Source organism: Helicobacter pylori SA213A (genome assembly GCF_000476275.1).
GTDB classification, from domain to species: domain Bacteria; phylum Campylobacterota; class Campylobacteria; order Campylobacterales; family Helicobacteraceae; genus Helicobacter; species Helicobacter pylori_CL.
Genome location: NZ_CBOM010000012.1, coordinates 30715 through 47114 on the forward strand (window position 1 = coordinate 30715; position 16400 = coordinate 47114).

At 40.0% G+C, this 16400-nt stretch carries 12 protein-coding genes and 1 tRNA gene; 3 read left to right on the forward strand and 10 right to left on the reverse strand.

The window, feature by feature from the left end:
- Positions 1 to 123 precede the first annotated feature (123 nt).
- The 7 genes from QT74_RS05365 to QT74_RS05395 form a co-directional block, all read right to left on the reverse strand.
- On the reverse strand, positions 124 to 1347 hold the full coding sequence (locus QT74_RS05365) for a sugar MFS transporter (RefSeq protein ID WP_033765219.1): 1224 nt from the start codon (positions 1345 to 1347) through the stop codon (positions 124 to 126).
- A 128-nt stretch (positions 1348 to 1475) separates the two neighbouring features.
- Complete coding sequence (locus QT74_RS05370; RefSeq protein WP_001944151.1) at positions 1476 to 2783, reverse strand: NCS2 family permease; 1308 nt, start codon at positions 2781 to 2783, stop codon at positions 1476 to 1478.
- A gap of 465 nt (positions 2784 to 3248) precedes the next feature.
- The gene (locus QT74_RS05375; RefSeq protein WP_033765220.1) at positions 3249 to 5144 is read right to left on the reverse strand and encodes an outer membrane protein; all 1896 of its coding nucleotides are present in this window, start codon (positions 5142 to 5144) and stop codon (positions 3249 to 3251) included.
- 462 nt (positions 5145 to 5606) lie between these two features.
- Positions 5607 to 6308: a purine-nucleoside phosphorylase gene (gene deoD, locus QT74_RS05380; protein ID WP_033621008.1), complete on the reverse strand. Its 702-nt coding sequence runs from the start codon at positions 6306 to 6308 to the stop codon at positions 5607 to 5609.
- Positions 6305 to 7546, reverse strand: coding sequence for a phosphopentomutase (locus QT74_RS05385; RefSeq protein WP_033765221.1), 1242 nt, complete (start codon positions 7544 to 7546; stop codon positions 6305 to 6307). Before QT74_RS05385 ends, deoD begins: the two co-directional genes overlap by 4 nt.
- Positions 7547 to 7557: 11 nt before the next feature.
- On the reverse strand, positions 7558 to 8814 hold the full coding sequence (locus QT74_RS05390) for a NupC/NupG family nucleoside CNT transporter (RefSeq protein ID WP_033765222.1): 1257 nt from the start codon (positions 8812 to 8814) through the stop codon (positions 7558 to 7560).
- A 100-nt stretch (positions 8815 to 8914) separates the two neighbouring features.
- Positions 8915 to 8992 (reverse strand) — tRNA-Met (locus QT74_RS05395).
- 172 nt (positions 8993 to 9164) lie between these two features.
- Between QT74_RS05395 and QT74_RS05400 the strand changes: the two genes are divergently transcribed.
- Entirely contained in the window at positions 9165 to 10457 is a 1293-nt protein-coding gene (locus QT74_RS05400) for an MFS transporter (protein ID WP_324286933.1), read from the forward strand.
- Between the two features lie 18 nt (positions 10458 to 10475).
- The gene (locus QT74_RS05405) at positions 10476 to 11237 is read left to right on the forward strand and encodes a tRNA 2-thiocytidine(32) synthetase TtcA (protein WP_000312900.1); all 762 of its coding nucleotides are present in this window, start codon (positions 10476 to 10478) and stop codon (positions 11235 to 11237) included.
- Between the two features lie 8 nt (positions 11238 to 11245).
- On the opposite strand, the gene QT74_RS05410 is transcribed toward QT74_RS05405, so the two are convergent.
- From QT74_RS05410 to QT74_RS05420, 3 genes are all read right to left on the reverse strand, one after another.
- Positions 11246 to 12397: a cation:proton antiporter gene (locus QT74_RS05410; protein WP_000542869.1), complete on the reverse strand. Its 1152-nt coding sequence runs from the start codon at positions 12395 to 12397 to the stop codon at positions 11246 to 11248.
- 25 nt (positions 12398 to 12422) lie between these two features.
- Positions 12423 to 13802: an HP1184 family multidrug efflux MATE transporter gene (locus QT74_RS05415; RefSeq protein WP_033765226.1), complete on the reverse strand. Its 1380-nt coding sequence runs from the start codon at positions 13800 to 13802 to the stop codon at positions 12423 to 12425.
- A gap of 170 nt (positions 13803 to 13972) precedes the next feature.
- Entirely contained in the window at positions 13973 to 15148 is a 1176-nt protein-coding gene (locus QT74_RS05420; RefSeq protein WP_033765228.1) for a sugar transporter, read from the reverse strand.
- 271 nt (positions 15149 to 15419) lie between these two features.
- Here QT74_RS05420 and QT74_RS05425 point away from each other — a divergent pair, with 271 nt between their 5' ends.
- Entirely contained in the window at positions 15420 to 16163 is a 744-nt protein-coding gene (locus QT74_RS05425) for a carbonic anhydrase (protein ID WP_033765230.1), read from the forward strand.
- Positions 16164 to 16400 lie beyond the last annotated feature (237 nt).

Below are 16400 nucleotides of genomic sequence, written 5' to 3' on the forward strand. Positions count from 1 at the left end.
TCATCAAATACTGACAAATAAACCCTTTTATAGAGCGCTTGCTTGATTAAAGTCAAGTTCTTTATTACTGATTTTTAAAACAAGATAAAAGAAAGAAAATAAAAGAGAAACCCCCCCCTTTTTTTAGGAGTTTTCTTCTTGCTTATACCCTTTAAGTGCAAAGAAGAGGATATAAAAATAGCACAACAACGGCACACCATAAGCGTAGAGCAAATTCAAATCAGCTGCCGCTAGCATGTCTGTAACCGCACCTTGAATGGGGGGGATTAACGCCCCTCCCACAATCGCCATGCTAATCACCCCAGAAGCCTTAGAAGTGAGATGCCCTAAATTGAGCGTAGCCAAAGAAAAGATGGTAGGGAACATGATAGAGTTGAAAAAGCCCACAAAAGTCAGCGCGAATAAAGCGATCTTGCCTCCAATGAGAATAGCCAAAGCAATGAGAACAATAGAACTTAAGGCGTTGAAAGCCAGGTATTTATTAGGGGCAATTTTATTCATCAACACACTGCCTAAGAAACGGCCCACCATCGCGCCTCCCCAATAATACACCAAGTAATGTGCGCTTGATTGAGGGTCTAAATTCAAAAGCTTTTCAAAGCTTAGCACCAAGAATGAGCCAATCGCCACTTCTCCCCCCACATAGAAAAAGATCCCCAAAGCCCCAAAAACAAAGTGTTTGTGCGAAAAGAGGCTTTTTTGCGTCGTTTCTTTAGGCATTTCTTTTTCCACATCAGGCAATTTCAAAAGATACATGATGAGCGCTAAAAGAAGCGAAAACACCGCCAAGCCCAAATAAGGCATTTGAACGCTTTTAGCGTCCGCTAATTTGTCTATCAAACTTGCATTATCGCCCATTTTAGTCGTGCTAAAAATCAACAAGCTCCCAAAAATAGGCCCTAAAGTCGTGCCAAGCGAATTGAACGCCTGGACTAAAACCAGGTTTCTGGCTTCTTTACCTTTAGAAAGCAAGGTTACAAAGGGATTACCAGCGGTTTGCAAGCACACAATCCCGCTCGCTAAAATAAACAACGCTCCTAAAAAAAACCCATAGGAGCCAAAATGCGCTGCCGGATAAAACAACGCGCACCCCGTCGCTGTGATCACAAAACCAAGCACCACGCCAAAAGGGTAGCCGATTTTACTGATCACATTCCCAAAAACTCCTCCCATGATGAAATACGCCCCAAAAAAGCAAAATTGAATGAGTGAAGCTTCAAAATAGGTCAAGTCAAAAATGGGTTTTAAATGCGGGATTAAAATATCGTTTAAAACCGTGATAAAACCCATTAGAAAGAATAGCGCTGTCAAACTCCCCAGCGCCAAAGTGTTAGAAGTTTTTTGCATACCTTCTCCTTTTTTATTGAGTTGATATAATAATAATGATATTACAATTATTTTAAGATAATAATCTGTCTAAATAAAGAAAAAGAGGCATGAAATGAGTAAAAAATGCAAAGCCCCTTAAAAAGAGCTTAACGAAAGATAAATACAGAGACAGAAATGATGCAGAGAATGATGATGCCTGAATTGAGCGCTTTGAAGTCTTTTTGAACCAATTTGATGATACTATAAGACAAAAAGCCAAAGGCTAATCCATCGGCAATGGAGAAGGTTAAGGGCATCATCACCACGGTTAAAAAAGTGGAAACGCTAATGGCCATGTCTTTAAAATTCACCCCCTCTAACACGCTAAACATCAAAACCCCTACTACCACCAGCACCGGATAAATCGCATTGCTAGGAATGGCTTTTAAAAGAGGCAAGCAAAAAAGCGTTAAAACAAAAAATAATCCGGTAAAAACCGCTGTCAGCCCTGTGCGGCCCCCCTCTTCAACCCCACTCGCGCTCTCTATAAAAGCTGTCGTAGTAGAAACGCCCACCACCGCGCTCCCTAAAGAAGCCACCGCATCCGCTTCTAAAGTCCTTTCTAATTCCTTGTTTTTTTCTTCATCATTGAAAAAATCAGTCTTGTGGCCAATCCCTGCAAGCGTGCCTAAAGAATCAAACAAATCGGTTACAAAAAAAGTGATGATGACTGGCACTAACGCTAAAGTGAAAGCCCCACTCGCATCAAAAAAAATGCCCTTAAAGTCTAATTGAAAGGCGATAGGGCTAATGCTAGCGGGCATGGAAAAAAATTCGCTAGGGTAAGGAGCCAGCTTTAAAACCCATGCGAGAATGGAAGTGATTAAGACCGCTATAATGAAAGAACCCCTGATTTTGAGCGTGTAGAGCGCGAAAGTTAGAATGATCCCCACAACCCCCAATAACACATGCGGATCGCCAAAATCGCCTAAGGTTACAAGCGTAGCCTTATGGGTAACGACGATATGCATTTCTTTAAGGCCAATAAATGCGATAAAAGCCCCTATCCCCGCGCTCACCGCACGCCTTAAATCGCTAGGAATGCTTCGCATGACCCAACTTCTAAATTTAGTGAAAGACAAAATCACAAAAATCGCTCCCGAGAGCGCTACGATGCCTAAAGCGCTCTGCCAAGGGAGTTTTAGCCCCTGAACCAATCCAAAGCTAAAATAAGCTGACAACCCTAATCCCACGCTCATAGCGATGGGAGTGTTTGCCCATAACCCGTTAAACACGCTCGATAAGATAGTGATAATGGCCGTTGCGCTTAAAAGGGCTTCATAAGGCATGTTGGCTTGAGAAAGGATAAGAGCGTTTAAGGGCACGATGTAAATCATGGTGATAAAAGTCGTTAAACCCGCTCTAAACTCGGTGGCAATGTTCGTGTTGTGTTCTTTAAGCTTGAAAAACCCCATGTTAGATAACTCCTTACTATTTGGTATAGATTAATTTAATAAGGGGCTTTGGGGTTATGCTAGCGCTATTTTATTTTAAATTGCCTTAAGATGCTTGATTGTGTTGTTTCAATCAAAAGAAGTGAGTAAAAAACCCTTTTTTTTAAAAACTCCGCTAAAAAATAATCGTTTTAATGAAAATCGCAAAAAAGCTCATCTTGTAAGGTAATTTCACTCTTTAATGGTTTTTGAGGGAGCGTTTTTTTAAATTTGAAAAGATTGTTGCAAAACAAACGCCCCATAAGTCGGATTATGGGGGTAAATTCTAAAAAGGAGTTTGCCATGGAAAACTAAAAACGAAAAATAAAAATGGCGGAAACATTATACCTTAAAATTTCATTTTTGGGTTTAATAACTATTTTTTTGAAAATTTTTAGCTTTAGAGGTTTTTTAGAAGTTTAACCCCCCTTTTAAAAAAGAGGGTTTTTAATAAGCAAACACATAATTGAGATACACGCTATAAAGCCTTCTATATTCTAGTTTAGTGTCTAGAAAAGAATAGTAATTCGTGTTAATGGTAGGGATTTTCACGCCCAATTCCATGCCATGTTGAGCCGCATGATGGCTATCTTTTTTCTTAGGTCTAGCGAGATTGGTTCTCAAGCCTAAATTGAATAAAAATTGGAAATTAGCCGTATTCACTTTAGCGCTATAGACATTGCTGATGGTTTTTAAATTCACGAATTGAGAATTAAGCCATGAAGTCCCTGCTAGCACAATGCCTCCAAAAAGCCCAAAAGAAATCTGGTTATTTTTACCTAAAAAGTTGGTGTTTTTATCATTGATGAAATTAAACAATAAATCGCTACCCACCCCATAAGTCCACACATCAGAAGCCGAGTTAAAGAAGCTTGATTTGATATAGGCGTGGTTGTAATCAAAGAAACCATAATACCTTAACCCCCATCTTTTCTTTTCTCCAAAAAATTGCTTATAACCCACTTGCACCCCAAGGCCGTTCATCGCCCCGTTATTGGTTTGAGAGCTAATGATGCCCACCCGTTTGAAAGGGTTATGACCGAGTTCTTGAACAATGGTGTTGGCTAGGGTTTGCGCTTGATTGATTTGAGGCGTTTGGCTAGAAAAAGAAGCGTTGCTACTTTCTAGCGAAGTTAGAGTTTGTTTCACGCCCGCACAACCTTTCCCCCAAGTGGTATTAGAAACGCTTTCACTTGAAGCATTCGCGCTGCATTCTTCTATATAATTTTTAAGAACTCCTGTAGAAATTCTATTGAAATCACTCCCCACTTGATTGGCCAGTTTTAAAACCGCTGCTTGAGATTGAGCGTTTTTGAGCATGCTTTGAGCCAAAGCGATACTATTAGGGGAGTTAAGGTTGAAATTGTGGGGTTGCGCGATGCTTTTTAGTGGGGTAGTATTAAGCTGTTGGGTTTCTTGAACGATGTTTTGAGCGTTACTAATCATCTCTGAAATAGCGCTAAATTCCGTGCCAAAAACGCTGCACGAATTTTGGTTAGCGCTTGTTTGCCATGAAGGGGTGTTTGCGTTATTAGCTCCACTACTACTAGACTTCCCTTTCAACATCGGGCAATTGTCTTGAAGGGTGTTGATGATGGTTTGTGCTTGGGTTAAAAGGTTTTGCGCATCGTTAATATAAGTATCAGTTATGCTAACTGTAGTGTCAGCAGCATTGTTATTGTTATTATTGACATTAATGTTGTTAGCGTTGGTTGCTGTTTTAATGGTTACTTCCACCGTTTTTTTTGTATTGCTTAAAGCAGGGAGACCTTGTTTCAAAGCGGCTTGGATAATTTGATACGCTTTATTGAGCGTTGCAAATTGTTCAATGGACAGATGAGAATTTTTGCCTGCTGGAAGAGTCCCCACAGTCCCACCGCAAGTGATCGAATTTGAATTTTGTCCTGGCTGGTTGTAAAAAGTTTCTGTGGTGTTGTGGTTGGGTTTATCCGTATAGCCTCCGCATATGACTGCATAGGCTATGCTATTCCATAACCCCACCGTGGATTTTAGCGCTAAAAGCGTGGCTTGATAGGCAGGGGAATTGTCTGTTGTATCAATTAAACTTTGCGCGCTTTTGTTTAAATTGCCAATCGCTTGATTGATCGCTGTGGCGCTGTTTGTATTAATCGCTTCTGGATTGGAATGGCTGTGATTAGCCAAAAGCTTGTTCAAGTTTTCATAAGCGTCTGAAAGTTTTTGCACCTTGTCGGCGTTTTTCACTTTTTGAACCGCTTCACCGATTTGATAACCCACGCTTAAAAAAACGCCGTTGTCTTCAGCATGGAGCAATGATGACGCAAGAGTTAGAGAAAGTAGAATCGTTTTTTTCGTTTTTTTCATAAAATGTTCCTTAAAGTAATGTTTTATTGCAAAAAATGTATCAAAATGAGAATTTATTTACAATGCGTTTAATTTTACCACAAATTTATTGAATTTCAAAAAAAAGTTTTAGGGTGTTTTGATGCGCTCAACCAAGCTTTTAAGAGTGTTTTTAATTGATTGGGATTTGGTTTTTAGAAAGATTATTGTGAAATAAACGCCCCCATAAGTCGGATTATGGGGATAAATCCATAAAAGGAGTTTGTCATGGCTACCAAACATGGCAAAAACTCTTAGAAAACATTATACCTTGAAATTTCGTTTTTGGGGTGTAAAGTGGTTGTTTTATTGAAGCGGTAGTTTTTTAAAACGAAGTTTCTGTAAAACGGTAGCTTTTGTTTTTTAAAAGTTCCCTTAAGGCTTTTAGCTTTAAGGGTTTTCCTTTAAAGTTTATCCTTAACTTATGGGGGAAAACAAAAAAGGCTAGCCCATCATCTCTAAGGCTAGAGTGATCATGTCATCAAAGCTTTCTATTCTTTCTTTAGGGCTTAAGGCTTCTTCAGTGATTAAGTGATCTGAAACTGAGCATAAGCATAAAGCCTTAGCGTTCAATTCCATCGCTGTGGCGTATAACCCTGCCGCTTCCATTTCAATAGCCAAATGGTTGTATTGGGCCATCAAATCAAAGGCATGCGTTTCAAAAGAATAGAAAAAATCGCTTGAAAAAACATTGCCTATTTTCAAATCAATACCCAAACGCTTTGCTGTTTGATACGCTCTTAAACTCAATTCAAAATCAGGCGTTGCGCTCAAATCGTGGTTTAAAAAACGCACCCGATTGGTTTTAGAATCCGTTGAAGCTCCTGTCGCCATGACAATGTCTTTCAAGCCGACTTTTGGGCTAATCGCCCCGCAAGTGCCAATCCTTAAAAGCTCTTTGACTTGATAGGTTTTAATGAGTTCGGTTACATAAATCGTGCATGACGCAATGCCCATGCCATGCCCCATTAAAGAAATCCCCTTACCCTTATACTTCCCGCTAAAGCCTAGCATGTTACGCACATTCGTGATCTCTTTGGCGTCTTGTAAAAAATTTTTCGCAATGTAGCTCACCCTTAAGGGATCGCCGCATAAAAGGCATTGAGGATAAAAATCGCCGATTTTGGCGTTAATGTGAGGGGTCATGGTTGTCCTTTAAATTTTAATAAGTTTTTGCCATAATCTAAGGGGCTTAATCCCAAAAAGTGGGCAATGCTTTGCCCAATATCCGCAAACGAATCGCTCTTGCCTAAAAAAGCTGGTTGTAAATCTTTATGATAGAATAAAATAGGAATGTATTCTCGTGTGTGATCGGTGCCTTTAAAGCTGGGATCGCACCCATGATCGGCGCAAAGAATGAGCAAATCGTTTTCCCTTAAATTGTCTAAAACCTCTTTTAAACGCGCATCAAAATACTCTAAAGCGTTAGCATACCCGCTAATATCGCGCCGATGCCCATAATCGCTATCAAAATGCACAAAATTCGTAAAAATCAAGCTGTTGTTTTTAGCGTTTTTGACCTGCTCTAAAGTAACATCGCACAGCTCCATCAAACTACCGGCTTTGAACTTTTGAGTGATCCCCACATGAGCGTAAATATCAGCGATTTTTCCAATGCTAATGACTTCACCCTGCTTTTCTTCAATGAATGTTTCAAAAAGCAATTTTTTATGGGGCTTTATCGCATAGTCTTTGCGATTAGCGGTGCGTTTGAAACTCTCTCTATTGGTGCCAATAAAGGGGCGCGCGATCACTCTAGCGATCTTTAACGGCTCTAGAATTTGAAACGCTTCTTCACAAAGAGCGTATAAGTTATCCAACCCAAACTTTTCTTCATGCGCAGCGATTTGAAATACCGAATCCGCTGAAGTGTAAAAAATGGGGTATAGAGTTTCTAAATGCTTTTCGCCTAAATCTTTGATGATTTCTGTCCCGGATGCGTGGCAATTCCCTAAATAGCCCTTAATCTTAGTTTTACGTGCAATTTCATCTAAAATTTCTTTAGGGAAGGAATTGTTTTTGTCTTTAAAATACCCCCATTCAAAAAGAACGGGTGCGCCCATCATCTCCCAATGCCCAGAAATCGTATCCTTAGCGCTAGAAAGTTCTTTAGCGTAAGCGTAAGCCCCTATTAGATTAGGTTTAGACTCAAAGCCTAAGGGCAATTCATTTGCAGCTTTTAAAGCGCTCAACCCTAAACCCAAACTCTCTAAATAAGGCAGTTTCAAAGCCCCATGGCGATCGTTAGAATCAGCCAAGTTATTAAAACAAGCCTTAGCGATATTGCCTAAAGTGTTCGCCCCCAAATCGCCAAAATCTCTAGCGTCTTCACTAGCCCCTATACCAAAAGAATCCAATAATAAGATTACCACTCTTTTTTGCATGTTTTGTCCTTTTAATGAGCGTTTAGCCCTATGAATAACCCAGCGATAGTCGCGCTCATGAAATTAGAAAGCGTGCCTACAAGCACCGCTTTTAAAGCAAGCCTTACAATGAGATCTTTCTTTTTAGGCACTAAACTGCCAAGCCCTCCAATCAGCATAGCGACTGAGCTTAAGTTAGCAAACCCGCACAACGCAAAAGTGATGATCGCTTTAGTTTTCTCGCTCAAAACTAAAGGAGGGTTATCGCCCAAATAAGGTAAAAATTGCATATAGCCCACAAATTCATTGAGCGCGATTTTAATGCCTATGATTTCTCCGGCAATCCCGGCCTGGCTCCACGGAATGCCTAGCATAAAGGCTAAGGGTTTTAAGAGCGTGCCTAAAATCAACCCTAAAGACAAATGCTCCATGCCTAAAAACCCCCCTACAACCCCTAAAAGCCCGTTAATGAGTGCGAGCATCCCTACAAAGGCTAAAAGCATCGCTCCCACATGCAAGGCTAAATTTAGCCCTGTGCTTGCCCCATTAGCGATAGCTTCTATGGCATTGACATGCTTTTCTACCGAAACATCTGCATGGCTAGAAATGGCTTCGTTTTGCGGGTAAATGATTTTAGCGAACAACAAACCCCCAGGAGCGGACATAAACGATGCGGCGATTAAATAAGGCAAAGGAATGCCCATGCTCGCATACCCGGCTAACACAGGCCCCGCAACGCTAGCCATGCCCACGCACATGACCGCAAAAATCTCTGAATCGCTCATGCTTTTCAAATAAGGTTTAATGACTAAGGGCGCTTCGGTGTGCGCCACAAAAATATTAGCCGCTGCGCTCATGCTTTCTGCTTTAGAAGTGCCTAAGCATTTTTGCAACGCCCCACCGATGAGATTGATAAATAAAGGCATGATTTTTAAATAATATAGAAGTGAAATCAAGCTAGCAAAGAAGATAATGATCGCTAAAACATTGATCGCAAAAATAAACCCTCCTATCCCTTGATCGCCTTTAGCGTTTGGAGCGAGATTGCCAAATAAAAAACGCACCCCCTCATAGCCGTAAGAAATCACGCTTTGTATGCCACTAGCTAAGCCTTGCAGCATTTCCCTACCCAAAGGCACATATAAAGCCAACGCCCCTAAAGCCACTTGAATCACAAAGGCGCTGACAATCGTGCGATAATTAATAGCCCTTTTATTGCTAGAAAACACCCAAGCAATAAGAAAAAGCACCGCCATCCCTACAACACTAAAAAGAGAGCTAAAAATCATCGTCAAATCCCTAAAGAAATTAAAAGATGCAACGCTATTGTAGTTCAGGTTTGCTAAAAAAAAGATTAAACGAAGATTAAATGAAGTTTAAATCAAATCATGGTGTCAAGAGGGGGACTTGAACCCCCGACCTCCGGCTTATGAGACCAGCGCTCTAAACCAGCTGAGCTACCTTGACAAAAAAATAAAAGAATAAGATTATACAAAAAATTTTCTTAAAAATCCATTAAAATTACATTAAACTTTTATTATCAATCCTACTTCCTCAAATTGATGACAAAAGTTGGGCATTTTCTTGTAAAATAACCCGCATGTTTAAGAAAATTTTTCCATTAGCGTTAGTGTCGTCGTTGCGGTTTTTGGGGCTTTTTATTGTTTTGCCGGTCATTAGTTTGTATGCGGATAGTTTCCATTCAAGCAGCCCCTTACTCGTGGGGTTGGCTGTGGGCGGAGCGTATCTTACGCAAATTATTTTTCAAACCCCCATGGGCATTTTTAGCGATAAAATCGGCCGTAAAGTGGTGGTTATGGTGTGCTTATTATTGTTTTTAGCTGGCTCGTTAGTGTGCTTTATGGCGAATGATATTATTACGCTCGTTATCGGGCGCTTCATTCAAGGCATGGGGGCTTTAGGGGGGGTTATTAGCGCGATGGTGGCGGATGAAGTGAAAGAAGAAGAGCGCACCAAAGCGATGGCCATCATGGGGGCGTTTATTTTCATTAGCTTCACTATAAGCATGGCCATAGGCCCTGGGGTTGTGGCGTTTTTTGGGGGGGCAAAATGGCTCTTCTTGCTCACGGCGATCTTAACTTTATTGAGTTTGTTGATGCTTTTAAAAGTCAAAGACGCCCCTAAAATTTCTTACCAAATCAAAAACATAAAAGCTTATCAACCCAACTCTAAAGCCTTGTATCTTTTGTATCTAAGCTCTTTTTTTGAAAAAGCGTTCATGACGCTTATTTTTGTGCTGATCCCTTTAGCCTTAGTGAATGAATTCCATAAAGATGAAAGTTTTTTGATCTTAGTGTATGTGCCTGGAGCCTTATTAGGGGTTTTAAGCATGGGAGTAGCGAGCGTTATGGCTGAAAAATACAACAAGCCTAAAGGGGTGATGCTTTCTGGCGTATTATTGTTTATTATGAGTTATTTATGCTTGTTTTTAGCCGACTCTAGCTTTTTAGGGAAATATTTATGGTTTTTTATTGTTGGGGTGGCGTTTTTCTTTATTGGCTTTGCTACCTTAGAGCCTATCATGCAATCTTTAGCGTCCAAATTCGCCAGAGCAAACGAAAAAGGCAAGGTTTTAGGGCAATTCACTACTTTTGGCTATTTGGGGAGCTTTGTTGGAGGTGTGAGTGGGGGGTTGAGCTACCATCATTTAGGCGTTTCTAACACAAGCTTAATCGTTGTAGCTTTAGGGCTTATTTGGGGGCTATCGCTCTTTTTACTCCATAACCCTTCCAAGCAAAAAAATGTCTATTTCCCCTTAGACGCTTATAATGAGGAACAATTTGAAACTTTAGGGGACAAAATCATTGAATGGTATGTTAATATTAGCGAAGAAATCATTATTGTGAAATATAATTCCGATCACATTAGCGAAGAAGAAATCATTCGCTTAGCACGAAACTTTAGAAAATAAAACAATTAAGGATCAAAAATGGCCTATGAAATTTCTAAAAAAGTCTTACACATTGTAGGCAAGACAAACGCCACTTACAAACTCATAGAAGAAGGCGATAAAGTCTTATTAGGATTGAGTGGGGGCAAGGATTCTATCATGCTCGCTTGCATCTTAGCCAGGATGCAAAAACATGCCCCTTTCAAATTTGATTTTAAAGCGGTTACCGTGCATTATGGTTTGGGCGAAGATTTAAAATGGTTGAGCGATTTGTGCCAAGAGCAAGGCATTGAGCATGAGATCATTTACACCCAAATCGCTGCCACCATCAACGAAAAACGCCGTGAAAAAAGCTCGTTTTGTTCGTTTTGCTCTCGTTTGAGGCGAGGGACTTTGTATTCTAAGGCTTTAGAGGAAGGCTATAATAAAGTCGCTATCGCGCACCATTTAGACGATGCGGTGGAGAGCTTTTTTATGAATTTCACTTATAACGGGAGTTTAAGGAGCATGCCCCCCATTTATAGGGCTGAAAACGGCTTGTTGGTGATCCGCCCTTTGATTAAGGTTCGAGAAGCCAGTAGTATCCATTTTGTCACTTCTCAAAATATCCCAGTCGCTCCTGATTGCAACTGCCCGGCCAAACAGCCCACCTCTGATAAGCCTCCTATCGCGCGATTAGCCACCAAAAATTTCTTAAAAGAAATGCAAAACTTGCACCCTCGTTTCTTTGATAGCTTAGAGAATGCGTTCAATAATGTCCAAGCGAGCAGCTTTAGCGACGCTAGATATTTAGACGCTTAAGCTTTCATTTAAGCTTTTTTGTTGAGTATTTTGATCGCAATCGTGAATAATACCCCTTCAAAAATAGCCGCCATGAGCAATGCGTAGTAGGTGTTTTGCGAGATCGCTTGCGCTTTTAAACCCACTGCTGCGGTGGTTACTAAAAAAGTTAAAGGCATAGAAGCCCCTAAAGCGAATGAAAATAAATGCTTGGCTTCCTTAAAGTATTTGCGCCACAATAAGGTTGAAGTGATCAAGTGCAAACTCAACATCGCTATGACAATCAATATCCCTTGGAGGATCAAATGCGGGTTTAAAAACACTAATTTTAAGTCTAAAGTAGAGCCTACATGGATGAAAAACAAAGGCACAAAAAACCCAAAACCCACATCATTGAGCTTGTGGATCAATTCTGATTTGTGAGGGAAGAAAGTAGAAACGACTAACCCTGCTAGAAACGCCCCTAAAACCATTTCTATTTTGAGCCACACCACGATCGCAACCAAGGAAAAAAAGAGCATGAGCGAAAAACGCACATCTTGGTTAAACTGACTGCTTTTAGGCATCACAAAAAGCTTTAAATGCGGGAACCACCAAAACAAAGTCTTAAAGATTTGAAACGCCACGATGATTAAGATTAAAAAAACAATGAGAATGCCTAAATCTTTAATCAAATCCATGCCCAAACCATGCGAATACACCCCATCCACGACCACCAAACCAAAAATGCTTAACAATTCCCCAATAACGCCCACTTTCAAAACCAAATCAAGCCACAAAATCTCTTTACGATAATCTTTGACTAAAGTCATGATCATGCCCAAACTGATAATAGGGAAAATCACCATAAAAATAGGCTCTAAATTAAGGCTAAAAGTAAGGATGAATGAAAGCGTGTATAAAATCAACAGATAAGCAAAAATGCGTTTTAAAAGAGAAACCCCTAATTTTTTAAACAAATAAATCTCCACTTCCAAACCGCATAAAAACATTAAAAATAAAAAGCCAATTTCGGACATGATTTCAAAGCCCTTAGTAGGCTCAATAAAACCCACATACGCCCCAACAGATCCAAATAAAATCTCCACAACCGTGATAGGCAAACGAGAGATTCTAGACATATAAGGAGCCATCACAATTAAAAGCATAATGAGCGCGAAAGTGAAAAATTCTGCATGCATGTCTTAATTTTACCTTATTTATTGATTAAGTTTTCACAGCGATAGGGTTTTTCTCTTTATAAGTGGTGAAAACCCCTTTTTTGATTTCATAATAAGTTACCCCTAACGCTACTAAAAACGCTAAAAATTGCGCGATAGGGTAAGTTACCCAAACGCCATTAATCCCATAGAAATGACTTAAAATCGGCAATAGAATAACTATAAACCCCAGCGTGTGCGAAAGGGTGATGATAAACGAACTTTTAGTGCGTTGGATGGATTGGAAAAACACCGCGCACAACAAAGTCATGCCTAAAAAAACATAGCCAACATAATAAATATTCATCGCTCTTTTAGTCTCTTGCATAAAGAGTGCATCTTGTTCGCTTGGCTGTAAATAAAGCTTGATTAAAAATTCATCTAAAAAATAATAAGCGCCATAGAAAACAATCCCTATACAAAACGCTGCTTTCAAACCAAAGACAAACACGGCTCGCACGCGCTCTAAATTTCTAGCCCCATAGCTAAAGCTCGCGATCGGTTGGATGCCTTGAGAAATCGCAAACAAAGTCGTAAAAAAGATAATCGCATTATACATAACGATCCCATACATGCTCACAAACCTTTCCCCAGCCGTGTGCATGATAGCGGTATTAAACAACAAAATCATAATAGAAGCGCTAAATTCTGCCGTGCTTTGAGGCACGCCGCTTTTAGCTGAAGAAATGACTGAAGACAAAGAAAATCGTTTGATGAAATACAATTGCCCTTTTTTGCGCCAAAAATGCTGCATTAAGACTAAAACCCCTATCGCATGCCCTATCACGGTGGCTATCGCGCTGCCTTGAACCCCCACTTCCAAAACAAAAATAAACAAGTAGTTGAAAAAGATATTCGCTAACGAGCCAATCAGCATCGCTACCATCGCTAAAATGGGGCGTTTGTCATTCACCACAAAAACATCCGCTAAAGGGTGGAGGACCATAAAAACCGCGCCCATTAAAATGATTTCAATGTAGCGTTTAGACATGCCCAATAAAGCGTCATTGCTCCCAAAAAAACGCGCAATAGTTTCGCTAAACGGCAATAATGCCATGCTCAAAATAAAGGCGCTTAGAGCGACAAAATAAAACACGCTGCTAAACACAAGCCTAGCCCTATGGGTTTTATTTTGACCCAAAAAATACCCCACAATACTCGCTGCCCCAAAACCAAAAAGCAATTCATACGCAATGAGTCCTGGAAAAATAGGCCATGCGATATTGACCGCAGCGATAGCTTCTTTACCCAGTTTTTTGCCCACAAACATGCCATCTATCATAGAATAAGTGGAAAGTGAAATCATAGAAAAAGCTAAAGGGATGAAGTAATAAAAAAAGAGCTTTCTTATCGGATCTTTATGCAAATCAATCTTTTTTTTGAGCATTTAAACCACACACCGCTTAAAATTTATGACAAATTTTTCTATTTTAACATAAAAAGAGAGGCAATCTGTCCGTTAGCACGGTTAGATTCAAGCCGTATCACTAAATTTTAAAAAATGGTTTTTAACGCAAAAGGGATTTTCCTTTATTGGGCTAATCCTTTTAACGCTCTTTATGTTTTTTTAAATTTTATCGTAATGAATCTAAGCCAAAACAGTGCCAACAAACCTAAAGCCCCACCCACAAAGCCAATATACCCTAACCCTAATTGGTGGATCACAATACTGCCAAACAGCGCTCCTGATCCAATCCCCACATTATAGCTCCCCGAAAAAATCGCGCTCGCGACATCCGTAGCATCTGGTGCGAGCTGCAACACCCTCATTTGCAACGCAATGGTGAGTGAAGTGATCCCAATCCCCCACAAGAAAATTTGCAAAAAGATCACCCACTCTAAGTTTTTAAACACAAAAAGCAAGAGTTGCGGGCAAATGACTAAAATCATTGCAAAAGCGATAAATTTTCTTGAATTTTTCGCATACAAACGGCCGAACAAAAAACTCCCTGCCACGCCTGCTAACCCAAACACAAACAGCATTAGCGTCGTAATGTCAGGAGAAAATTGGCTGATTTGAATGATAAAAGGCTCAATATAACTATAAGTGGTGAAATGCCCAGAAATAACCATGATCACAAGCAAATAAATCCCCATTAAAAGCGGCCGTTTCATCAATATAGGGACACTTGCGAGCGTGCCGGCGTTTCTACTCGGCAAAGGCGGGAGCAATTTCCACATAAGTAGCATTATAAGAGTCGCAACGCCCCCAATCACGCCAAAAGTGGATCGCCAATCCAGGATTTGCCCAATGATCCTCCCAAGCGGCAAACCCAAAATCATCGCTAACGAACTCCCTAACGCCAATAACCCTAAAGCTTGTTGTTTTTTATTTCTTGGCGCAACACGAATGACTAAAGAAGCCGTGATGGACCAAAAAATAGAGTGGGCAAAAGCGATACCCATACGAGAAATGAGTAGCACCCAAAAATTCCACGCTAGCGCTGAAAGGATATGACTAGCAATAAAAAGGGCGAAAAGAAAAAGCAGTAAGCGTTTCCTTTCAACTTTAGCGCTAAGCAGCATCAAGGGCAATGATCCAAGAGACACCACCCATGCATAAGCAGTGATCATAAGCCCCACTGTCGCGCTCTCCATTTCAAAACTTTTCGCAATATCTGATAAGAGTGCGACAGGGACAAACTCCGTGGTGTTAAAAATAAACGCCGAAAGCGAAAACACAAAAACCCGCATTAAGGCGAACTTTTGATACGATTGTTTGGTTATCATCATTTAAATCTTAAGGGGTTAAATTTTATTCAATTTGAAACCTTAGAGTATAAGACAAAAATTTTAACTGCTTGTAAATTGGGGGCTGGTTAAAACAAATATTCCCGCTCCATAGGCGCATTAATTTAATGGAGTTGTTACCATATAAAACAGAATTTAAAATCATTTCCAACTTTTAACCAATCTATTTTTTGTAACTGCGGTCATTATTGATTAGGCGCTAGAATTAATTGCTTTTTAATATTTTAGAATTTTAGAACAAAGGATAATTAAAATGAAAAAAACTTTTTTGATCGCTTTAGCGCTTACGGCTTCTCTTATAGGCGCTGAAAACACCAAATGGGATTATAAAAATAAAGAAAATGGCCCGCACCGCTGGGACAAATTGCACAAAGATTTTGAAGTGTGCAAAAGCGGTAAAAGCCAATCGCCCATCAACATTGAGCATTATTACCACACGCAAGATAAAGCCGATTTGCAATTCAAATACGCCGCTTCTAAACCTAAAGCGGTCTTTTTCACTCATCATACTTTAAAGGCTTCGTTTGAGCCGACTAACCACATTAATTATAGAGGGCATGATTATGTGCTGGATAATGTGCATTTCCACGCCCCTATGGAGTTTTTAATCAATAATAAAACCAGGCCTTTGAGCGCGCATTTCGTGCATAAAGACTCTAAAGGGCGTTTGTTAGTGTTAGCGATTGGTTTTGAAGAAGGGAAAGAAAACCCCAACCTTGATCCTATTTTAGAAGGCATTCAAAAGAAACAAAATTTTAAAGAGGTGGCATTAGACGCTTTCTTGCCTAAAAGCATCAATTACTACCATTTTAACGGCTCTCTCACCGCTCCTCCTTGCACAGAAGGGGTGGCATGGTTTGTCATAGAAGAGCCTTTGGAAGTCTCCGCCAAACAATTGGCTGAAATCAAAAAACGCATGAAAAATTCGCCCAACCAACGCCCCGTCCAACCTGACTACAACACCGTAATCATTAAAAGCTCAGCTGAGACCCGCTAAAGATCCGCTAAAATGAAAACTCTCTCTTTTATAAAGAGGGAGATAAAAATCATTCTTCATGAAACACCGCTAAAAATTGCAACCGCTTGTATTTTGTGAAACGCTCAAACGCTAAAAACGATTAGGATTCCTACTAAGGAGTTTAAAAAAGGCTCTGTTCTAATTGGATAATATAGAGTCTTTAAAATACCATAAATAAGCTAAAAACGATTTTATGGTGTTCTTATTTTCTTATGC